We start from the raw sequence: 20747 nt of genomic DNA, 5'->3' as shown, positions 1-20747 counted from the left end.
CGTTCTCCTGAATTAACCAAAGGTGAAGGCGTAGGCTTGTACGCCGGGATCGAGAAACTCAATGCTGAAGGTGCGGTCGCCCACGGCGCCCGACTGGCGCACCAACTGGTACAGACGCTGGCTGTCGATGGTGCCGGTGCCGTCGGCGGCGGTGTCGGCGCCGTGATTCTTGCCGGGCGCAGCGCCGTCGATGGTTACGCGGAAGCGCACCGGTTTGCCGTCCTTGGCCGGGCCGAGCACCAGGTGCAGGTCGCGGGCATGGAAGCGGTAGACGATGCTGCCGGTGCCGTTGTTCAACGTGACCTGTTCCGCTTGCGACAGCCAGTTGCCGGACAGGCCCCACTGGTTGAGTGCCGGTTTGGCGGGCGCCGTGTACTGGCGGGCGGCGTTGGCGGCTTGCTTCTCCGGCGAAGCGAAGTTTTCAGCGCGCTCGTAGCCCAGATAGGTTTCCGGCGAGCCGACAAGTCCCATGTCGGACTGCCGCTGGATGCCTTGCACGTCCTCGGTGCTGACCACGGAAGTGCTGACGTTTTTGCGTCCGGCTTCTTCCAGCAGTTGCTGGATCACTTGTTCGGAGCGGGCGTATTCGCCTTCGCCGAAGTGGTGGTGGCGGATCTGGCCTTTGGCATCGATGAAGTAGTGTGCGGGCCAGTACTGGTTGTTAAAGGCGCGCCAGATGGCGTAGTTGTTGTCGATCGCTACCGGGAAGGTGATGCCCTGGTCTTTCACGGCCTTGCGGACGTTGTTGACGTTGCGCTCGAAGGCGAATTCCGGGGCGTGCACGCCGATCACCACCAGGCCCTGGTCGCGGTATTTCTCGGCCCAGGCTTTGGTGTAGGGCAGGCTGCGCAGGCAGTTGATGCACGAGTAGGTCCAGAAGTCGACCAGCACCACTTTGCCTTTTAGCTGCTCGGCGGTGAGCGGGGCGGAGTTCAGCCACTCGACAGCGCCGTTCAGGGAAGGCAGCTTGCCTTCGACCGGCAGCACATCCGCCTCCACTGCCGCCGCCCGCCGCGCCATCATGGCCGGTCCAGCGCCATCCGCGCCCGATAACGCCGCACTGCGCATCATCGCACCGCCGTCCGCCGCCTCGCCACCCGTTGCCGCCGCAGCGCTGCGCATCATCGCACCGCCCGCCGCCGGCTCGTCGCTCGCCGCCGCAGCCGCGCTGCGCATCATTGCGCCACCGGCTGGGGCTTCGTCGCCACGCGGGGCGAGGGTGTCGATCAGCTTTTGCTCGATGCCGGCGGTGGCGACCGTCGACACGCGGGTCAGCACCCCCGTATCGAGCCCGGTCGCAATCGCGCCCACGCCAGTCAGCATGGCCAGGCCCAGGCCACGGCGTATCCACTCGCCGGCGCCCAGCGAGCGCTTCATCGCGCCAAAGACCTTGCCGCCCACGAGCAGCGCCAGCGCCAGCGAGGTCGCCGCACCAGCCGCATAGGCCAACAGCAGGAGGGTGGTACCCGCGCTGGCGCCGTTCAGCGCCGCGCCGGTCAATACAAGCCCCAGCACCGGGCCGGCGCACGGTGCCCACAACAAGCCAGTCGCCACGCCCAGCAGGAAAGACGAGCGCGCGCTGCCGCCTGTCGCGCCGTCAGCTGCCGCTTCGGCCGTATTGCCGTTGCCCGCGCCCACCTCGTGCGCCTTGTTGGATAGCTTATCGCCCAACGCCACCAGCGGCTTGGTCAAACGGTCCGCTACCTTCGGCAGCATCAGCGTCACGCCGAAGAAAGCCATCAACGCCAGCGCCAGCCAGCGACCATATTGGTTGGCCTGCACCACCCAGCCGCCGCCGACCGCAGCCAGCGTCGCCACCAGCGCGAACGTCAGCGCCATACCGGCCAACAGCGGCAAGCCGCTGCGTACAAACGGCTGCCCCGTGCGAGCAAATACAAACGGCAGCACCGGCAAAATGCAGGGACTCAGAATCGTCAGCGCGCCACCAAGATAAGAAAGCAGTATCAATAACATGATGCGGTCCCTCCTCAAGCTTCGCCAGGAACAAAATTCAGCGCCACACCATCGATGCAGTAGCGCAGGCCGGTCGGTTCCGGGCCGTCGTCAAACACGTCGCCGAGATGGCTGCCGCAACGGCGGCACTGCACCTCCACGCCATACAGGCCAAGCGAGGTGGTACGGCTGGTGAGGACACCGCGATCCAGTGGCTTCCAGAAGCTCGGCCAACCGGTGCCGCTATCGAACTTGTTTTTCGACGAGAACAACGGATTCTGGCAGCCGGCGCAGAAGAATTTGCCGGCGCGATGCTCCTTGTACAGCGCGCTGCTGAACGGCCGCTCGGTGCCGTGCTTGCGCAATACCTCATACTGCGCCGCCGTGAGTTGTGCGCGCCATTCGGTATCGGTGCGGGTGACTTCCCACGCGGCGGCGGGAGCCGCCATCGTGGCGCGATAGGCAAGACCGGCCAGCAAAGCCGCACCGCTGGTCAGCATGAAAGAACGTCGGGTAGTCATGATGTGCTCCATATGTGGAATATCGATGGAGCCATTCTGCGCCGGCAGTGCTGACAAAATCCTCACGTAAACGTAAACTAATTGTGATACTTTTCAGCCCAGGAATCCTGCACAATGACGGTCATGGAACCAGCTAAACGCGTACTCATCGTCGAAGACGACATCCACATCGCAGACCTCCTGCGCATGCACCTCCAGGACGAGGGCTACCAGGTCACCCATTGCGCCGACGGCAGCCAGGGCCTGGCGCAGGTGCGCGCCGGCGGCTGGGATGCGCTCATCCTCGACATCATGCTGCCGGGCGTGGACGGGTTGGAAATCTGCCGCCAGGCCCGCGCCATGACCACCTACACTCCCATCATCATCACCAGTGCCCGTTCCAGCGAGGTGCACCGCATCCTCGGTCTGGAGCTGGGCGCGGACGATTACCTGCCCAAGCCATTCTCCGTGCTGGAGCTGGTGGCGCGCGTGAAGGCGTTGCTGCGCCGCGCCGCCGCCATGTCGCGCAACCAGGCCGCGGCCGCCGGCATGCTGGAACTGAACGGCGTACGTGTCGACCCGTTGACGCGCCAGGCCCACCTGAACGGCGAGGCTCTTGACCTGACGCCGCGCGAATTCGACCTGCTGTACCACTTCATCAAGCACCCGGAAAAAGTCTTCTCGCGGCTCGATCTGCTGAATCAGGTGTGGGGCTACCAGCACGACGGTTACGAACACACCGTCAACACCCACATCAACCGCCTGCGCGCCAAGATCGAAGCCGATCCGGCCGACCCAACGCGCATCCTTACCGTGTGGGGCAAGGGCTACCGCTACGCGGGCGGCGGCGCGTCATGAACCTGACACTGTCGCAGCGCCTGTCGCTGGCCTTTTGCCTGCTGCTGCTGGTGTGCTGCGGCGCCTCCGCATGGCTGCAAATCCGCGCCAACATCATGCACGAGAAGGAAGTGGTGCAAGGTCTGTCGCGCGGGCTGGCGCGCAGCATCGCGCTGGACGCGCAACTGATGCAGGCCGATGAAGACAGCAGTGGCCAACCGCCCAGCGATGGTCTTGGCCCCGCTGCCGTGCGCCGCCTGTTCAACAAGCTGATGTCGGTGAATCCCAGCGTGGAAGTCTACCTGCTGGACAACGATGGCCGCATCGTCGGCCACGCCGCGCCGGCCGGACACCTGAAACGCGATCGCGTCGACCTTGCCCCCATCCGCCGCCTGCTGAACAACGAACCGCTGCCGATCCAGGGCGATGATCCGCGCAGCGATCGGGGACGCAAAGTCTTCAGCGCCGCCATTCTGCGCTCCGGCGAACAGAAGATCGGCTACATTTACGTCATCCTGCAAAGCGAAGAGCACGACCGGCTGGCGGCGCGCGCCACCGCCAGTTCCGTGCTGCGCACCACATTGTGGTCGATGGCGGTGGTGGCGGCACTGGTGCTGGTGGCCGGCCTGATCGCCTTCCGCCTGATCACGCGCCCGCTGCATCGCCTGACCAAGACCATGCAGCAGCTGGACACCAGGGCCGACCAGCTGGCGTTGCCCGAACCGCAGCGCGGCGGCCCGCGCGACGAGATCGCGATTCTCGAACAATCCTTCTCCGACATGGGCGCGCGCATCAACGAACAGTGGAAGACCATGCGCCAGCTGGACAACGACCGCCGCGAGGTGGTGGCCAACATCTCGCACGACTTGCGCACGCCGCTGGGTTCCATCCATGGCTACCTTGAAACGCTGTCGCTGAAAGACGCAACGCTGACCGCGGCGGAACGCCAGCATTACCTCGGCATCGCGCTGTCGCAGAGCCAGAAAGTGGGGCGGCTGGCGCAAGCCCTGTTTGAGCTGGCGCGCCTTGAACACGGCGCGGTGCAACCGGAACTGGAGCCGTTTTCGCTGTCCGACCTGATACAGGACGTGTTCCAGAAATTTGAACTGCAAGCGCAGGAGAAGGGCATCCGCCTGATGGCGACCCTGCCGCATCCGGCGCCGATGGTGCGCGCAGACCTGGGCATGATAGAACGCGTGCTGACCAATCTGTTCGATAACGCCATTCGCCACACGCCGTCCGGCGGCGAGGTGGAGATCATCGTCAAGCCCGCAGCGGCAGGCAAAGTGGAAGTCACGGTGGCCGACACCGGCCCCGGCGTACCGGCCACCATGCGCGAAAACCTGTTCCGCCGTCCGGTCGCGCTGCAAGGCGAGTATCGCGTCGGCGGCCTTGGCCTGTTGACCGTTAACCGCATCCTGCAACTGCACGGTGGCGCGATAGCATTGGTCAGCGAGCCGGGCGCCGGTGCGGTGTTCCGCTTTACGCTGGACGCCGCGTAGGCTGCGACTGCGGCAGCGGTGTGCGCCACTCGGTCATGTAGTGCTGCGGCGTCTTGCCGAGAATCCGGCGGAACATGGCGCTGAACGCGCTCGGACTCGCGTAGCCCAGCGCCGTGGCCATCTCGCCCACGCTCTGGCCTTGCGCCAGCCTGCTGAACGCCTCGGCCAGATGCACCTGCTGGACCCATTGCCGGTAATGCAGGCCGGTCTCCTTGGGGAATAGCCGGATCAGCGTGCGCGCGCTGGCGCCCACGTCATCCGCCCACTGCTCGATATTCCGGCTGCTGCCCGGATCGGCCATGATCGCCGAGCACACCGCCACCAGCCGCCGGTCGCGCGGCCATGGAATCGCAATCGGCACCGTCTCCGCCGCCGCCAGCTCGGACAGGATCAGCATCGCCACGTGCTCGCCGCGTCCCGGTATCGGATATTCGATCGGTTCGTCCAGCAGCGCCAGTATCAGCTCGCGCAGCAGGGGCGTGACTTCGATCACGCGGCAGCTATCGCCGAAGGCCCGAGCCGTGGCCGCCTCCACGTAGATGGTGCGCATGGTGACCTTGCTGAGCGACGTCCAATGATGCACCACGCCGGGCGGTATCCACAGCGCGCGGCGCGGCGGCAGTATCCACACGCCGGAATCGGTACGCACCCGCATCAGGCCTTCGGTGGCATACAGCAGCTGCGCGCGCTCGTGGCTGTGCGGTTCGACCGAGACGCCGTGCACCTCGTCGCGCGCCATGGCGGTGACGACGCGCGGCACGCGCTGATAATCACAGTGATCGCTGCTGCGGGCGGAATTTGTCATTTATTCGACGATAGTTGGAATATCAGGAATTCGCGACCATATTACACTGATCCCATGAATACTACTGCCACTACCTCGATCAGCCGTCCACACGGCGAAACTGTCATGCGGATACTGGGCGCCGTCGCATTGGTCCACCTGCTGAACGACCTGACGCAGGCCATGCTGCCTTCGATCTACCCCATGCTCAAGGCGGAATTTGGCCTGAGCTTCACCCAGGTCGGCCTGATTACGCTGACTTTCCAGTGCACCGCCTCGCTGCTGCAACCGTGGATCGGCCTTTATACCGATCGCCGTCCCATGCCCTTCCTGCTGCCGATGGGGATGGTGGCCACGCTGATCGGCGTGCTGATGATGTCCTTTGCCTCGTCCTTCCATGCGCTGCTGCTGTCGTCGGCGCTGATTGGCGTCGGTTCCTCGACCTTCCACCCCGAGGCGTCGCGCGTGGCGCGTGCCGCGTCGGGCGGGCGCTTCGGTTTTGCGCAGTCGCTGTTCCAGGTGGGCGGCAACGCCGGCTCCGCGCTTGGCCCGGTGTTGGCGGCTGCCGTCATCATCGGCCGTGGCCAGGCCAACATCGCCTGGTTTGGATTGCTGGTGGCCGCCGCCATCGCGGTGCTGGTGTACGTGAGCCGCTGGCATAGCCATCATCTGGCGCAGCCGCGCAAGGCCGCCGCGGTTGCGGTGTCGCCTCTGCCTAAAGCGAAGGTGTATGGCGCGCTGACCGTGCTGGCGCTGCTGGTCTTCTCCAAGTACGTCTACATGTCCAGCCTGACCAGCTACTACACCTTCTATCTGATCGATAAATTTGGCGTGTCGGTGTCGTCGGCGCAGATGTATCTGTTCCTGTTCCTCGCCGCGGTGGCTGCGGGCACCTTCATGGGCGGTCCGATCGGCGACAAGATAGGCCGCAAGCGTGTGATCTGGATGTCCATCCTCGGCGCCGCGCCCTTCACGCTGGCGCTGCCGTATGTGAATCTGTTCTGGACCGCGACGCTGACCGTGATTATTGGCTTCGTGATTTCGTCGGCTTTCTCCGCCATCGTGGTGTTTGCGCAGGAGCTCATGCCGGGCAAGGTCGGCATGATCGCCGGGATTTTCTTTGGCCTGATGTTTGGTGTCAGCGGCATCGGCGCGGCGGCCATGGGCCATCTGGCGGACGTCAACGGCATCGCCTACGTCTACCAGCTGTGCTCCTACCTGCCGCTGCTCGGCATCCTGACCGTGCTGCTGCCGCACATCGAGCGCTGATTACCTTGGCGGAATCAGCTGCTGGCGCAGCGCCTCCGCGCGGCCGCCGGCGATACTGCCGGCGCTTTGCGCCACGATATCGTAGGGATTTCCCATGACGATGGCGCTGGCCTGATCCAGCTTCTGTACCTGCTCCGCGCTGAGACGCAGATTGATCGCGCCCAGCGTGCCATCCAGTTGCGCGCGCGTGCGCGAGCCGAGGATGGGCACCAGCGCGGTGCTGGACTTGCGCGCTTTATCGAGCAGCCAGGCGATGGCGACGTGGCTCGGCGTCGCATCCAGCTCCTGCGCGATGGCCAGCACCGCATCCAGCGTGGCGGTCTCGCGGTCACTTTTTTCGGTGCGCAGCAGGACGCCGCCCAAGCCGGTCATGCGGCCTTCCTTGCTGCCGTCGCGGTATTTGCCGGTCAGGAGGCCGCCGCCCAGTGGCGACCACAGTGCCGCGCCCAATCCCAAGGCTTCCGCCATCGGCAGGAATTCGCGGTCCGCGCCGCGCTCCGCCAGGCTGTATTCGACCTGAATGCCTGCCACCGGCGACCAGCCGCGCAGTTCCGCCAGCAGGTCGGCGCGTGACACCATCCATGCAGGGAAGTTGGACAGACCAGCATAGTGAATTTTGCCGGCGCGGACCAGATCATCGAAGCCACGCAGAATTTCGTCGAGCGGCGTGGCGCCGTCGGCCATGTGCGCCCACAGCAGGTCGATGCGCTCGGTCTTGAGGCGCTTGAGGCTTTCCTCCACCGTGCGCCGGCCGAAATGCAGGTAGTTCATGGCTTCCTCCTATGTTTTGACCATCATAGGAGGAGGGCGCGCGGCGCGCCTTCCACGAAAGGGGTATTTACGCCTCGATAAAGCGCATCTTGAAGTTGCGGCCCTTGATGGCGCCAAAATCGCCACCCAGCGGGTTGCCTTTGTTAAGGCGCGCGAAGGCGTCGTAGGCGACGCGGCGATCGATCGCCACGTAGGTCTGGAATTCGGTCACATTGATCTTGCCGACTTGCTCCTTGCTCAGGCCCGCGTCGCCGGTCAGGGCGCCCAGGACGTCGCCCGGACGCAGCTTGTCCTTTTTGCCGCCGGAGATCACCAGCGTCATCATCGGCGCCGGATCGACGGCGTAGTCGCTTTCGTCAAGGCTGTCGAGATCGAACCATTCGACCGGCTGGCCCTGATATTCCTCGATCAGCTTGACCCATTTCTTCTCGTTCGGCGCGCACAGTGACAGCGCCAGGCCTTGTTCGCCGCCACGGCCGGTACGGCCTACGCGGTGGATGTGCACTTCGGTGTCCTTGGAGACGTCGACGTTGATCACCGCTTCCAGATTGGGGATGTCCAGGCCGCGCGCGGCCACGTCGGTGGCCACCAGTACAGAGCAGCTACGGTTGGCAAACAGTACCAGTATCTCGTCGCGCTCACGCTGCTCCAGTTCACCGTACAGTGCCAGTGCGGAGAAGCCTTTCTCTTGCAGCGACTCCACCAGCTCGCGGCATTGCACCTTGGTGTTGCAGAAGGCGATGGCCGATACCGGCTTGTAGTGGCCCAGCAGACGCGCCACGGCGTCGTTGCGCTGGTCGAAGCCAATCTCGAAGAACAGCTGTTCGATCTGGCTGTTGTCGTGCTGCGCTTCCACCGTCACTTCCACCGGATCGACCAGGAAGTCGTCGGTGGCGCGGCGGATGTCGTCTGGATAGGTCGCCGAGAACAGCAGGGTCTGACGGCGTTTCGGGCAGGCGCTGACGATGCCGGCGATTTCGTCGTAGAAGCCCATGTCGGTCATGCGGTCCGCCTCGTCCAGCACCAGTGTGCTGACTTTCGACAGGTCCAGCGTCTGGCGGCCCAGGTGGTCGCGCACGCGGCCCGGGGTGCCGACGATGATGTGGGCGCCGTGTTCCAGCGAGGCGATTTGCGGGCGCATTGGCGAGCCGCCGGTCAGCACCAGCACCTTGACGTTGCCGGTGGAGCGGGCCAGGCGCCGCAGTTCACCAGCCACCTGGTCGGCCAGTTCGCGCGTGGGGCACAGCACCAGTGCCTGCACCGCGAACCAGGCGGGATTCAGCTTGTGCAGAATGCCGATGCCGAAGGCGGCGGTCTTGCCGCTGCCGGTCTTGGCCTGGGCGATCAGGTCGCGGCCTTCCAGCACGGACGGCAGGCTTTGCGCCTGGATGTCCGTCATTTCCTTGTAGCCGAGCGAGTCGAGGTTGTCCAGGAAGGCGGGGCTCAGCGGCAGGCTGGCGAAGGAGGTGGAAGTCATGGTGGCGGACCCTGTTCAAGAAGGATGTGGCACACAGTCTAACAGGCGGCGCGTGGACTGTGCGGGAGGTGTTTGTGAAGCGTACTGCGGCTGTGCCGTATCAGTCACGCTTCCATACCGGTAAGCCGGTCAGGTCGAGATTGTCGTCGCGCACCCAGAGCGGCAGGCCGGTGGTGTCGGTCGGCTCCAGCAGTTCCAGCTGCTCCTGCTTGAGCGTGGCACGGCGCACGCGCGGCGGCGGCGCACGCTTTGCTTCCGGTTCGAGCGGCGCGGCGGGCGCAAAGCCCGGCAGGTCGAACGTAGCGTTATCTTTTTTATCTCTCATCGGGAAAAAACAAAAGCCCGGCTGATGCAGTCGGGCTTCGTTAGCTTACAGAATTGCGCGCAGTTTAACACAAAGCGCAAACTCAGCGGAAGCTCAGGGCTCCCGTCAGGTCGCCCGGCGGCGCGGCGCGGCGGGCGGCGAAGGCTTCGTTGCGGGCCTTCAGACCTTCCAGCAGCGGCAGGCCGTGCAGACGGGTGATGAAGCGCATGATGGAGGTGGTGTCGTAGAAGTTGTGATCCACGTGGCCTTTTTTCGCATATGGCGAAACGATGATGGCCGGGATGCGCGAGCCCGGGCCCCAGCGGTCGCCCTTGGGCGGCGCCACATGATCCCACCAGCCGCCGTTTTCATCAAAGGTGATCACCACCAGCATGTTCTTGAACTGCGGGGATTTCTTCAAATGCTCGATGACGTTGGCGATATGAGCGTCGCCGGATTCGATGTCCGAGTAACCGGCGTGCAGGTTGAGGTTCCCCTGCGGCTTGTAGAAGGTCACGGCCGGCAGCTTGCCCGCCACCGCGTCGGCGATGAATTTGTTGGAGATCGGGCTGTCGCCCATGCCGCCGTCGCGCAGATGTTCCTCGCGCGCCTTGGTGCCGGGCGCGAACTGCTTGAAGTAGTTGAACGGCTGGTGATGGTACTGGAAGTTCGGCTTTTCGCCACCGCCGCGCGCATCGAGGGCGGCTTGCCACGCGCCGCCATACCATGCCCAGCTCACGCCTTTGCGCGACAGCAGGTCGCCGATGGTGTCGTAGGTTTGCGGCGGCAGGGTGCCGGCGTCTTTTGGATCGGCGTGCAGCGGATCGCCGTCGTAGGCCGGGCGGATGTAGCTGGGCTGGTAGGGCGGTGCCATGGTGTTGACCGCGTAGCCGTCCGGGGTGATGGCGCCGTTGTTGACGAAATTCGGATGGCCATCCATGGCGGAAGCTGGCGAGTCCTGCGTGACGGACAGGCGGAAGCCGGTCGGCCCGTCATCCAGTACGGCGATCTTCTTCCTGGCCGCGGTGTCCTTGGCGTTGAAGTATTCGGGCACGCGGCCGGTGATCAGGAACTGGTGGTTCAGGTAGGAGCCGCCGAAGGCCGCCATGAAGAAGTTATCGCACAGCGTGTACTGTTCGGCGATCTTCCACAGGCCGAGGTTTTTATTGGTCTCGCCGTAGTAGCCCATCACCATGCCGCCGGTGTTGCCCCACGCGGCGAAACCGTCGTTCTTGCCGTCGTTGATCTGCATCTGGTTCTGGTAGAACAGGTGCCACAGGTCGCGCGTGATGACGGCTTCCGGCAGCGGCTTGCCCTCGGTGTCCATCAGTTTGAAGGGCGCGTTCGGCAGGCCCTTGATGTCGTCTTCCTTGATCGCGTACTTTTTGCCGCCGATGTCCTGCGTATTCGGCACCATGCCGCCCCAGATCTTCGGCAACGAAGGCAGCACCGAACCATCGCGGTCGCGCTGCACGCAAGCGGCAGCCGGCGCGGCGGACAAAGGCTGCGCGGTGCCGGGGAAGTTGGCGAACAGATTATTGAAGCTGCGGTTTTCGAGGTAGATCACCACCACGTTCTTGATATTGGCCTTGAGCTTCTCGTCGAGCGAGCCCTTGACGGCAGTGGCTTTGGCCGGCGCTGCCTCGGTCAGCGCCGGCAGGGTGGTCGCCAGCCCGGCAGCGCCGGCCGCCTGGAAGATGCGGCGACGGGAAGGGTTGGATGGCTCGTCAATGGTCGGGATTTCTTGCTGCGGCACGGATTCCTTCACGCGCTTCTCCTTGAGACTGGGAAAAAAGAAATTGTGACATGCCAAAGGTCAACTGAACAGGAGAAAAGAACCGGCATTGTAAGTCAACAATCAGGATGCTTTTATTTCAAAAGTATTATTTTTTAAAAATATTGTTAAATAGAGCATTAAAAATAACAACTCTGGGATAATGAATGTTTTATGGAGGATGTTGATGAAACTTTGGACCACTACAATCGGTGCGCTGCTCATGGCCGCCTTTGCTGCCAGCGCCCATGCGGGCACCGTGCCTAAATACACCGTGCAGTCGTTTGCGACTTCCACCAGTACCACGCCGGGGCGAGTCAGCTCAAATGGTCAAATGGTCGGGCTAACTTACGTCGGTTCGAACCTTGCGGCTTTTATTACGTCTGGTAATAGTTCCGCCATCACGCCGCCCATCAATGGTGTGGTCTATGCGCAGGCAATTAATGCTTCCGGCCAGATTGCAGGGAACAGCAGCCTGAATTACCCTGGCAGCCAGGTTTATTTTGCCTCCGGCGGCACCATCACCGCGCTGGGCCTCGGAGGTGGCTACAGCGCATTGGGCAATATGAATGACAGCGGAGTCGTGGTAGGCTCGGCTCAAACCGCCTCGGGGGAAGTCCACGCTTTTTACTCAAGCAACGGTGGAGCGGCGCAAGACTTGGGGACGCTGAGCGGCGGCACTAGCAGTTATGCCTATGGGGTGAACGCTGCGGGGGACGCGGTGGGCCAGGCGACCGCGGCCAATGGCGTCGGCCACGCCGTGATTTACAAGAATAATTCCATTATCGATATCGGTGGCGCCTACTCTGATAGTGGGTGGTCCTCCGCACACGATATTAATAGTTCCGGTCAAGTCGCGGGCACGATGCAGTACGACCGCTCGTTCAACGGTTCCGTGTCCTTTGTCTGGGACAACGGGAACTACCAGGTGTTATCGATGTATGGGGCGGTAGGCATTGATGATTCGGGGACGGTGGTCGGCTACAACGAGTTCGGCACCACCGGCATGATCTGGCGTGACGGCAGCTATTATTATCTGCAAGACGTGCTGGCAACGCCCAATTCCTGGAGCATCTTGTCGGTTGAAGACGTGAATGGTGCGGGCCAAATTTCTGCATGGGGATGCAATGCCGCCGGCAGCCAGTGTGGCGCGATTCTTTTGACGCCGGTGCCTGAGCCAGAAACCTACGCCATGCTGCTGGGCGGCCTCGCCCTTTGCGGCCTGCTTGCGCGTCGTCGCAAACTGGCGGCATAAAGTGAAAAAGCCGTTGATTTTCTAAGGAAAATCAACGGCTTATCGAATCTGGTTGCGGGGACAGGATTTGAACCTGTGACCTTCGGGTTATGAGCCCGACGAGCTGCCAGACTGCTCCACCCCGCGTCTGAGGCCATAATTATATACAAGTATGTCGCATTGCGCAAGCCGGCTTAAGCGGTGGCCAGTTTCCACAGCGATGTGACCTCGGCGGCGCGGGCTGCGTGCAGGGGATCGGTGGCGTCGGCGGCGCGCGGGTGGATCGGGCGGACGTCGATGCGGTCGATCACTTTCAGCCCGGCGGCGGCGATCCATTCCAGCAGTTGTGCGCGTGGCCGCAGGCCCAGATGCTCGGCCAGGTCGGACAGGATCAGCCAACCTTCGCCGCCGGGCGTCAGGTGGGCCGACAGGCCGGCCAGGAAGCCGCGCAGCATGCGGCTGTCCGGATCGTAGACGGCGTATTCGATCGGTGAGCTTGGACGTGCCGGCACCCACGGCGGATTGCACACCACCAGCGGCGCGCGGCCTTCGGGGAACAGGTCTGCGACCTGCAACTCAACTTTGTCGTCGAGGCCGAGCAGCGCCAGGTTCTCGCGCGCGCAGCTGAGCGCACGCTGATCCTGATCGGTGGCGATCACGCGCGCCACGCCGCGCCTGGCCAGCACCGCCGACAGCACGCCGGTGCCGACGCCGATGTCGAACGCCAGCGACGCACCTTTGGGCAGCGGCGCATCGGCCACCATTTGCACGTATTCGCCGCGCACCGGCGAGAACACGCCGTAGTGCGGGTGGATGCGCGCGCCCAGCGCTGGAATTTCCACGCCGGTGCGACGCCATTCGTGCGCGCCGATCAAACCAAGCAGCTCGCGCATCGAGGCGATGAACGGTTCTTCGTAACGCCCATACGCTTCATTGCAAGCCAGCTTGACGTCTGGCGCGCGGCGCAGCGGAATGGTGTAGCCCTCGTCGAAAGGAATCAGCAGCATGGCCAGCGTGCGGGCGCGTTGCGATTGGGCCTGGCGATGCAGGTGGAAGGCTTCGGTCGGCGTGGCAGGGATCTTGGCCGGCTTGGCCTTTTTGCCTTTGCCGCCTTTATGGTCGGCGCGGCGCGCCAGGGCTTGCAGCAGTTGGCGCGCATTCTGGAAGTCGCCGCGCCACAGCAGGGCCGTGCCTTCGCAGGCCAGGCGATAGGCTACGTCGGCGTTGGTACGGTCGTCGGCGATGACCACGCGCTTCGGCGGCGGCATGCCGGCTTCCGAACGCCAGCGCGCCGAGCGCTGCTCGCCATTCTCCTCCCAGTGGATGTGCGGTGGGGCGGACGGGGAGGTGGTGTGTGCGGACATGTTGGGGCAATCGACAGTAAATAGGAACGCGCTGCGCGAGGCTGCGCAGCGGCGCTATTATACCGGTCGCCGGGGAGGCGGGCCGCCTGCGGTTATGCGGAGGCCGTGGTGGATGGTGCGGCGTCGCTGTCGGCTGGCGCTGTGGCGGCATCGGCGGCTGCCGGTGTGGTTGCCGCTGCGGTGCTGGCTGCGCTGTCGGCAGGCTTGTCGGCCGGCGCATCGCTGGCGCTGGCGGCCTTGGCTTTTTCCGCAGCCGTCGGCGGCGCGTAGGTGTTGGTGTCCTTGCTGTCGACCAGGTTGAGGAGACGTAGCGACAGATTGCGCAAGGTATTGCGGTCGATGCCGTCGGCGGTCTTGTTGTTATTGTCGTTGTCGCTGGCCAGCGCGGTTTGCAGGTCGCGGCCGATCAGTTTGAACAGGTCCGCCAGCGTGCCCGGGAAGTCGATATTTGGCAGCTGCACGGTCGGCAGGTCCTTGGTCGATGGCTGGTTGCTCTCCTCCTGCTCCTGTGGCGCGCTGCTGGTCTGGCTGGCGGCGGCATCCAGTTGGTAGTTGTACTGGACTTCCACTTCAAAATCGAACTTGCGGCCGTCGGCGGTGGTGATGGTGCCCTTGCCGATGAAGTGCGAGCTGTCGGTCAGGCTGAAGGCCGCGGCGTCGCTGACGCCATTGGCGCCCTCGGTGTGCTGATAGCCCACGGCGTAGCTGGAGGAGGCCTCCAGGCTGGCCGAGTCGAAATCGATTACCGCGCCCTTGGCGTCGTCGCCGAACAGGGTTTTGGCGAAGCTGTTGACGAAATCCTGGGCGAAATCCACCGTCGCGTTGCCGACCGACGCCACGCGGCTGTCCAGATCCAGAACGCCGCCGGATTTGGCGCTGGGCGTGGAGGCTTGCGTTTTTTGCAGGCCCGAGGTCTGCTGGCTGCCGTTGTACAGGGAGGGCCAGCGGCTGCCCAGATTCGAAATGGTAGACATGATGGATTCCGTTTTGATGAAACTTCTACAACTGTTTAACGGTATCGTATCGGATTACTTGAGGGCGCGGCGCAAATTAGTGGTGGTGGGTCCAGCCTTCCGGCGCCGCCAGGTAGGACTCGACCGCGTCTTTCTGGCCGATGGCGTGGTGACGCACCTCCCCGCATGCGCAAACGCCGACGTAAGGCTGGATGTGCGAACAAGCCGATACTTTTTGCAGGCGGACTTGGACGGCTTTGGCGCACTTGGCGCATTTGAAGGTCAGGGTGCGTGGTGCTTTTAACATGATTCCGTGTTGGCTAAAAAGGCAAAGGCGGGATTTTATCACTCAGGCGTAGACATCCACCATGGGCTGCGCCGGGCTGCCGCCCTGGTAGGTGCGCTGCGCCAGTTCGGCGCGGGCCTGCGCTTCCATCTGCTGCGCCTGGGCGGCGACGGCGCGGTCGGGGCCTGAGGGTTCGGCCGGCGCCAGCGCCGCAGCCTGGATGGTACGGGCGCGCTGGATGGTTTCCTCGGGCGTGGCGCCGGGCGAGGTGTCGATATTGACTTCGCCGCCGATGGCGTAGTTGACGCCATTCGGGCCGCGCTGATAGGTAAAGGTGGCGCCGGAGGTCGCCAGGCCGCCGGCCGCCGCCATGTGGGCCTGTTCGTGTTGACGCACTTCGGTATCGCGGGCTTTGAGCTTGTCGATCAGGACCAGCGCTTCGCGCGATAGCTGGGTGCTGGCGGAGGCGGTGGGCGTGATTTCGCTTGCCGCCGCAGGGGACGACGACGCCTGCACCGGCGGCAGCTCGCGCGCCGGCGTGGCGGTGATGGAACTCGGTGGGACGGCGCCGATGCTCATGCCGGACATGATAGCACCGGCGCGGCTTACATGACGCTAATTGTGCTGCGGCCGCCGGCCGAGGGCTGGACCATGATTTTTGCCGAGATCCGCTCGGTCATTTCCTGCACGTGCGAGATGACGCCGACTTTGCGGCCCATGGCTTGCAGGCCGTCCAGCGCGTCCATGGCGACGCGCAGGGTGTCGGCATCCAGGCTGCCGAAGCCTTCGTCGATGAACAGCGATTCGACCCGCACCCGGTTGGAGGACAGCGAGGCCAGGCCCAGCGCCAGCGCCAGCGAGACCAGGAAGGATTCGCCGCCGGACAGCGAGTGCACCGAGCGCATTTCGCCGCCCATGTCCTGGTCGCGTACCAGCAGGGCCAGGGACGGCGCGGCGGCGTTGGGAATGCGTTCCAGCTGGTAGCGGCGCGACAGGTGGTTGAGGTGGGCGTTGGCATAGCCCAGCAGGACGTCCAGCGTGAATTGCTGGGCATAGTTGCGGAAGCGTTTGCCGTCGGCGGAGCCGATCAGGTCATCCATGCGCGCCCAGCGCTGGGCGATGGCTTCTTGTTGTTCGATTTCGGCCAGCATGGCGGACGAGCGGCGGCGTTTGTCGTCATCCTGCGCCAGCGCGAGGTGCAGCGCCGTGGCGTGGTCGTTGGCGGTCTTGCGCTCGGCCAGCAGGGCGTTCAGTGCGGCGGAGACGGCGGCGGCTGGCGATTCGGCCAGTGGGGTGCCTGCCGTATGCGCATCGGAGGCTGGTTCGTTGGCAGCCCACAGGTCGGTGATCGCGTCATCGGCGCTGCGCGGCCCGGCGACGGCGGGCTCCTCGCCCGGGGCGTGGCGCGGCGGCGGGGCGGATGCCTGGTGTTGTTCGCGCTGGCGCTGGCGTTCTTGCAGGACGGTCGTGGTCTGATCGACGGCACGCGACAGGGCTTGCAGGGCTTCGCGTTCAGCGGCGATGACATCGGCCGGGTGGGCCAGCAATGCGTGCAGTTGCGCCAGATCGTGCAGGCCGGCGTCGGGCTGGCGCTGCTGGAAGGCGGTCAGCCAGGCGGCGAGACGCTCGGCCGCGGCGTTGGCGGCGGCTTGCAGTGTGGCGAGCTGTTTGCCGGCTTGGGCCAGCGCCTCGTCGTTGCGGACTTTGGCCTGCGTGGCTTGCTGGGCGGCGGTTTGCGCGGCGGCGTGGCGGGCTTTCGCGTTGTCGATGGCCGCTTGCAGACTGGCTTCGACGTCGCGGACTTCTTTGCCGTTCCACATGGACATGCGCTGATCCTGGCTGGCTTTCAAGGCGGAATCGGCGAAGGCAAAGGCTTCGCGGGCCGCGAGGACGTCATGGCCGGTTTTGGTCAGGGCATCCGTCAGGGCCTTGAGTTCGACCTCAAAGCCGGTCAGGGCGGCATTGCGTTCATCGTACGCAGCGCGCTGCGCCAGCCATTGCTTGCTTTCCGCCTGACGCGCTTCGTAGAATCGCGCCGGGCCGGATTTCCAGTCTTCTTTCCATTCTTCGCTTGGAATGTCGCCGCCGCTGAAGGCTGCGTCCAGATCGGACAGCAGGCCGCTCAGTGTGAGCGCGACTTCGATGCGCTGGTCTTCCAGCGCTTTGTATTCAGTGTTCGATTGCGCCAGCGCGGTGCGCGCGGCGGCGGCCACGGTTTGCAGGCGTGTGTGCTCGGCGGCGGCGCGATCGTACGCGGCTTGCGCCTGATCGCGCGCCATGCGGGCGGCATGCAGTGCGCGCTCTTGCTGCTCGATGGCTTGCAAGGCTTTCTGCGTGGTTCCCAGTTGCGCCACGAACCACGCCGTGCGCTCGGTCTCGGGCGGCAGCACGGCAGCATTGGCAGCGACGGCGTTCAGCGGGTGGGCGTGCCATGCGGCGGCGATGCGCTCCAGCGCTTGCTGCACCGAGCGCTGTTCGGCGGCCAGCACATTCAACTGCTCCGCGCTGGCCTGCGCCGATGCGCGATGCGCCGCTTGCTGGTTGACGTTGGCCTCCATCTGCTGGCGGCACCCTGCCACGTCGGCCTGGAACTCGCGCAGCATGGTTTGCAGGCTGTCGTCATTGTGGCGATATGGATGATCCAGCGCGCCGCACACCGGGCAGGGTGTGTCGTCTTCCAGCGACTTGCGCAGCGATTCCACGTTGACCGCGCACGCTGCCTCCGCCAGCTTAAGCGCCCGCTCGGCTTGCGAGAACGCCGCCATGATGGCGATGCCTTCCTGCTGCGCGGCAGCCAGCTGCGCTTCGGCGGCGGCCATGGCCTGCCGGTACTGCGCGGATTGCGCATCGATCTGCGCGTGGCGCGACTGACGCGACGCCAGCTCCAGCCAGATCTTCTCCGCACTGGTCAGCAGGTCGCGGCGCTGTTCGTGGTGGCTGCGGGCGGCTTGCAGTTCCTCGACCGAGTATGCGGCCATGGCCTGCGCTGCCTGCTGGCGCTGAAGGTCCAGCGTTTGCAGAGCTTCCACAGCGGCAGCCAGTTTGGCGCTGGCGTCGGCTTCCTCGTCGCGATGCATCTGCGCGTTGCGCTGCACGCGCGACAAGCCGGAGGCCAACCGCTCCGCCTGCGCTGCCTGCTGGCCGGCCTGCACGAACAGCACATCCCAGCGCTCCCATTGCAGTGCCAGTGCCTTCCAGTGCTTGTGCTGCTGTAGCCACGCCACGCCGGCCTGCTGCTGCGCGGCCAGGCGGGCCTGTTCGCTTTGACGCGATTGCAACGCGGCCGTGGCGGCGGCGTCGGCTTGCTCGGCTTTGTCGCGCGCCGCGGCGGCCTGGCGATAGGCCGGCAGCATGGCCTCGATGCGCGCGTCCAGTGCCTTGGCCTGGTCCAGTTGCGGTGCTGCGGCGCGTTGTGTCGCTTCCGCTTCCTGCTGGCTGGCGGCAGCTTGCGTCAGCGCGGCGTTGGCTTGATCCAGCGCCTGCGCCGCCTGTTGCAGGTTTTGCGTGCTGGTGACGATGGTGGCTTGGGTGCCCGCGATGTCCGCATCGATGCGGCGGATATCCTCGGCCAGCGGACGCGCAGGTTGCACGGCGTCGATGAGCGCCAGCGCGGCCCGGCGCGGCGCTGCTTCCGCCACGGCGGCTTGCGCGGACTGCGCCGCCTGTTGTGCTGCCTGCTCTTCCTGCTGGAGCTTTTCCGCTTGCTGATGCCAGCGCAGTTCCTGTTCCAGTTCCGCCTTTTGCTGATCCAGCGCCTGCAAGGCGACAGCGGCGTTGGCGCTTTGCGCTTCAATCCCGGCGCGCTGCTCGGCGGTGAGCGGCTTCTGGTCGGCCAGGCGCAGATTCAGTTTTTGCAGCGCCGCCTGTTCCAGCTTGTTGCGCTCAAAGGCGCGGATGGAGATTTCGGAATACACCGTGCTGCCGGTCAGCGTTTCCAGCAGTTCGCCGCGCTCATTGTCCTCGGCCTTGAGGAAGGCGGAAAACTCGTTCTGCGCCAGCAGCACCGCGCGCGTGAACTGTTCGAACGACAGGCCGATGCGCTTCTCGATCTCCGCTTTCACCTCGGTCTTGGTGGCGCCAATCGGCTGCTCGGACGGCAGTAATTGCAGCGACATGGTGGTCGGCTGCAAAGTGCCTTCCGCCTTGTTGCGCGAGCGGCGCACGTTCCAGCGCGCGCGGTAGGTGGCGCCGTCGCTGCCGACAAATTCCACCTCGGCGTAGCCCTCGGCCGTGCCACGGCGCAGCAGCGTGCGCGGGTCCTGCGTGGAGACGGTTTCGTTGCCGACATCGGCCAGGTAATTGCGGCCGGCCACGCGCAGCAGGCGCGGCGTGGCGTCGTACAGGGCCAGGCACAAGGCGTCCAGCAAGGTGCTCTTGCCGGCACCGGTCGGGCCGCTGATGGCGAACAGTCCGGTGGATGCCAAGGGCTCCGATTCGAAATTGACGCTGAATTCTTCGGCTAGCGAAGCCAGATTCTTGCCGCTGATTTTCAGGATTCTCATGGCAGCATCAACTCCGCAAAGGCGCTGAGTTGATCGGCTGGCGCTTCATTACCGAAGCGCTGCTGGTATAGCTGTTTGAAGATGTCGTCGGGCTTGAGCTTTTCCAGCTGGTCCAACGTCATCACCTCCTTATCGATGGACGAGCCGCGTACGGCGGTCGAGGTTTCGATCTTGGCCAGGCGTACGGCTTTGCCGTCCAGCGCCGCTTCAATGCGCGCGCGCAGGCCTGGCTCCGGCTGCTCCAGCAGAACGCGTACTTCCAGATACGGTTGTTGCTCGGGCGGCGCATCCGGCGGCGACAGGGCGGTCAGTTCTTCCAGCACCTGCGTCAGCGGCGCTGGCCTGGACGGAATGCGCAGCAGTTCCACCGCGCGCGGCACCGGCACCGGCGCGATCGCGCGCACAGCCGCGCCATCCAGATCGATGCGCAGAATCTGGTGTGCGTAGTTCACTTCCGCGAACGACAACGGTAGCGGACTACCGCAATAGCGGATGTGTTCCTGCTTGCCGACGTTTTGCGCCAGATGCAAATGGCCCAGCGCCGCGTAGGCAATGGCCGGATCGAAGATCCCGGCCGGCAGCATCTCGGTGCCGCCGATGACGATGCGGCGTTCGGAGTCGCTGGACATCTGGCCATCCACCATGTGGCAGTGGCCCATGGCGATGATGGCCTGGCCATCGGTGCGCTTGCGCTGCGCCAGTTCAAACGCCTGCTGGTAGAGCAGGGCGATGCCGGCCAGATAAGGATCGACGCCATCCGCCGCCACGCGCGGCACGTCGCCGGGACGCAGGAATGGCACGGCGAGGCACCATGCGGCGACCAGGCCATCGCGTCCGGTCAGCGGCAGTACCAGCGATTCCACATCGATTTCACCGTCGGCATTGCGCTGCACGGCGCCGATCACGCGCGTACCGTGCGCCTCCAGCAGTGGTCCGGGCGCGTCCAGCCGGCCCGGCGAATCGTGGTTGCCGGCGATGACGATCAGGTTCAAATGCGGCACGCGCTCGCGCACCCGGCGCAGGAAGGTGTACAACTGCTTCTGCGAAGCCGCCGACGGATTGGCATTGTCGTAAATATCCCCGGCGATCAGCAGCGCGTCGGCCTGTTCGGCGACGATGGCGTCCAGCAGCCAGTCGAGGAAGCGCTGGTGCTCGTAGTGACGCTCAAAATTATGCAGGGATTGGCCGAGATGCCAGTCGGAGGTGTGCAGCAAACGCATGAGAAAAAATCAACAAA

At 64.6% G+C, this 20747-nt stretch carries 17 protein-coding genes and 1 tRNA gene; 4 read left to right on the top strand and 14 right to left on the bottom strand.

What is annotated here, in order from left to right; translation table 11 throughout:
- Positions 1-12: 12 nt before the first annotated feature.
- Together GM676_RS09485 and msrB are read right to left on the bottom strand one after the other, a co-directional pair.
- Positions 13-1974, bottom strand: coding sequence for a redoxin family protein (locus tag GM676_RS09485; RefSeq protein WP_155463289.1), 1962 nt, complete (start codon positions 1972-1974; stop codon positions 13-15).
- A 14-nt stretch (positions 1975-1988) separates the two neighbouring features.
- Positions 1989-2474: a peptide-methionine (R)-S-oxide reductase MsrB gene (gene msrB, locus GM676_RS09480; protein WP_155463288.1), complete on the bottom strand. Its 486-nt coding sequence runs from the start codon at positions 2472-2474 to the stop codon at positions 1989-1991.
- A gap of 123 nt (positions 2475-2597) precedes the next feature.
- Here msrB and GM676_RS09475 point away from each other — a divergent pair, with 123 nt between their 5' ends.
- Positions 2598-3311, top strand: a complete 714-nt coding sequence (locus tag GM676_RS09475) for a response regulator transcription factor (RefSeq protein ID WP_155463286.1) — start codon at positions 2598-2600, stop codon at positions 3309-3311.
- Complete coding sequence (locus GM676_RS09470) at positions 3308-4792, top strand: HAMP domain-containing sensor histidine kinase (protein WP_155463284.1); 1485 nt, start codon at positions 3308-3310, stop codon at positions 4790-4792. Before GM676_RS09475 ends, GM676_RS09470 begins: the two co-directional genes overlap by 4 nt.
- Here GM676_RS09470 and GM676_RS09465 read toward each other — a convergent pair.
- Positions 4773-5597, bottom strand: a complete 825-nt coding sequence (locus tag GM676_RS09465) for an AraC family transcriptional regulator (RefSeq protein ID WP_155463282.1) — start codon at positions 5595-5597, stop codon at positions 4773-4775. The genes GM676_RS09470 and GM676_RS09465 overlap by 20 nt on opposite strands.
- 54 nt (positions 5598-5651) lie before the next feature.
- Here GM676_RS09465 and GM676_RS09460 point away from each other — a divergent pair, with 54 nt between their 5' ends.
- The gene (locus tag GM676_RS09460) at positions 5652-6845 is read left to right on the top strand and encodes an MFS transporter (protein ID WP_155463280.1); all 1194 of its coding nucleotides are present in this window, start codon (positions 5652-5654) and stop codon (positions 6843-6845) included.
- Here the strand turns inward: GM676_RS09460 and GM676_RS09455 are convergent, their stop codons facing one another.
- The 4 genes from GM676_RS09455 to GM676_RS09440 form a co-directional block, all read right to left on the bottom strand.
- Positions 6846-7616, bottom strand: a complete 771-nt coding sequence (locus tag GM676_RS09455; protein ID WP_155463278.1) for an aldo/keto reductase — start codon at positions 7614-7616, stop codon at positions 6846-6848.
- 67 nt (positions 7617-7683) lie between these two features.
- Entirely contained in the window at positions 7684-9093 is a 1410-nt protein-coding gene (dbpA, locus tag GM676_RS09450) for an ATP-dependent RNA helicase DbpA (protein WP_155463276.1), read from the bottom strand.
- Between the two features lie 100 nt (positions 9094-9193).
- Positions 9194-9418 (bottom strand): hypothetical protein, encoded by a 225-nt coding sequence (locus GM676_RS09445; RefSeq protein WP_155463274.1) that lies wholly within the window; start codon positions 9416-9418, stop codon positions 9194-9196.
- A gap of 82 nt (positions 9419-9500) precedes the next feature.
- Positions 9501-11165: an acid phosphatase gene (locus tag GM676_RS09440; RefSeq protein ID WP_371866169.1), complete on the bottom strand. Its 1665-nt coding sequence runs from the start codon at positions 11163-11165 to the stop codon at positions 9501-9503.
- Between the two features lie 193 nt (positions 11166-11358).
- Between GM676_RS09440 and GM676_RS09435 the strand changes: the two genes are divergently transcribed.
- A complete protein-coding gene (locus tag GM676_RS09435) occupies positions 11359-12426 on the top strand; it encodes an FxDxF family PEP-CTERM protein (protein WP_170304269.1) in 1068 nt (355 codons plus the stop codon).
- 49 nt (positions 12427-12475) lie between these two features.
- Here GM676_RS09435 and GM676_RS09430 read toward each other — a convergent pair.
- The 7 genes from GM676_RS09430 to GM676_RS09400 form a co-directional block, all read right to left on the bottom strand.
- A tRNA-Met gene (locus tag GM676_RS09430) sits at positions 12476-12552 on the bottom strand.
- Between the two features lie 47 nt (positions 12553-12599).
- Positions 12600-13769: a methyltransferase gene (locus GM676_RS09425; RefSeq protein ID WP_155463268.1), complete on the bottom strand. Its 1170-nt coding sequence runs from the start codon at positions 13767-13769 to the stop codon at positions 12600-12602.
- 92 nt (positions 13770-13861) lie between these two features.
- A complete protein-coding gene (locus GM676_RS09420) occupies positions 13862-14743 on the bottom strand; it encodes a hypothetical protein (protein WP_211923198.1) in 882 nt (293 codons plus the stop codon).
- 76 nt (positions 14744-14819) lie between these two features.
- Positions 14820-15029 carry a hypothetical protein gene (locus tag GM676_RS09415; protein WP_155463266.1) on the bottom strand — a complete coding sequence of 70 codons (210 nt, stop codon included), beginning with the start codon at positions 15027-15029 and terminating at the stop codon, positions 14820-14822.
- Positions 15030-15071: 42 nt separating this feature from the next.
- Positions 15072-15596, bottom strand: a complete 525-nt coding sequence (locus GM676_RS09410; RefSeq protein ID WP_229262608.1) for a putative metalloprotease CJM1_0395 family protein — start codon at positions 15594-15596, stop codon at positions 15072-15074.
- A 17-nt stretch (positions 15597-15613) separates the two neighbouring features.
- Positions 15614-19510 (bottom strand): AAA family ATPase, encoded by a 3897-nt coding sequence (locus GM676_RS09405; protein WP_155463264.1) that lies wholly within the window; start codon positions 19508-19510, stop codon positions 15614-15616.
- Positions 19507-20730 (bottom strand): exonuclease SbcCD subunit D C-terminal domain-containing protein, encoded by a 1224-nt coding sequence (locus tag GM676_RS09400; RefSeq protein WP_155463263.1) that lies wholly within the window; start codon positions 20728-20730, stop codon positions 19507-19509. Before GM676_RS09400 ends, GM676_RS09405 begins: the two co-directional genes overlap by 4 nt.
- Positions 20731-20747: the final 17 nt, after the last annotated feature.

This window comes from Duganella radicis (genome assembly GCF_009720825.1).
Taxonomy (GTDB): domain Bacteria; phylum Pseudomonadota; class Gammaproteobacteria; order Burkholderiales; family Burkholderiaceae_D; genus Rugamonas; species Rugamonas radicis.
The sequence above is the reverse complement of the archived record's forward strand: the minus strand, read 5'-3'. Positions and strand labels throughout refer to the sequence as shown.

Excerpts from the sequence above, each read along its gene's own strand:
- GM676_RS09475 (WP_155463286.1), top strand. The coding sequence starts at position 2,598 with ATGGAACCAGCTAAACGCGTACTCATCGTCGAAGACGACATCCACATC.
- GM676_RS09400 (WP_155463263.1), bottom strand. The coding sequence starts at position 20,730 with ATGCGTTTGCTGCACACCTCCGACTGGCATCTCGGCCAATCCCTGCAT.
- GM676_RS09435 (WP_170304269.1), top strand. The coding sequence starts at position 11,359 with ATGAAACTTTGGACCACTACAATCGGTGCGCTGCTCATGGCCGCCTTT.
- GM676_RS09425 (WP_155463268.1), bottom strand. The coding sequence starts at position 13,769 with ATGTCCGCACACACCACCTCCCCGTCCGCCCCACCGCACATCCACTGG.
- GM676_RS09445 (WP_155463274.1), bottom strand. The coding sequence starts at position 9,418 with ATGAGAGATAAAAAAGATAACGCTACGTTCGACCTGCCGGGCTTTGCG.
- GM676_RS09420 (WP_211923198.1), bottom strand. The coding sequence starts at position 14,743 with ATGTCTACCATTTCGAATCTGGGCAGCCGCTGGCCCTCCCTGTACAAC.
- GM676_RS09460 (WP_155463280.1), top strand. The coding sequence starts at position 5,652 with ATGAATACTACTGCCACTACCTCGATCAGCCGTCCACACGGCGAAACT.
- dbpA (WP_155463276.1), bottom strand. The coding sequence starts at position 9,093 with ATGACTTCCACCTCCTTCGCCAGCCTGCCGCTGAGCCCCGCCTTCCTG.
- GM676_RS09405 (WP_155463264.1), bottom strand. The coding sequence starts at position 19,510 with ATGAGAATCCTGAAAATCAGCGGCAAGAATCTGGCTTCGCTAGCCGAA.
- GM676_RS09470 (WP_155463284.1), top strand. The coding sequence starts at position 3,308 with ATGAACCTGACACTGTCGCAGCGCCTGTCGCTGGCCTTTTGCCTGCTG.
- msrB (WP_155463288.1), bottom strand. The coding sequence starts at position 2,474 with ATGACTACCCGACGTTCTTTCATGCTGACCAGCGGTGCGGCTTTGCTG.
- GM676_RS09455 (WP_155463278.1), bottom strand. The coding sequence starts at position 7,616 with ATGAACTACCTGCATTTCGGCCGGCGCACGGTGGAGGAAAGCCTCAAG.
- GM676_RS09410 (WP_229262608.1), bottom strand. The coding sequence starts at position 15,596 with ATGTCCGGCATGAGCATCGGCGCCGTCCCACCGAGTTCCATCACCGCC.
- GM676_RS09415 (WP_155463266.1), bottom strand. The coding sequence starts at position 15,029 with ATGTTAAAAGCACCACGCACCCTGACCTTCAAATGCGCCAAGTGCGCC.
- GM676_RS09465 (WP_155463282.1), bottom strand. The coding sequence starts at position 5,597 with ATGACAAATTCCGCCCGCAGCAGCGATCACTGTGATTATCAGCGCGTG.
- GM676_RS09485 (WP_155463289.1), bottom strand. The coding sequence starts at position 1,974 with ATGTTATTGATACTGCTTTCTTATCTTGGTGGCGCGCTGACGATTCTG.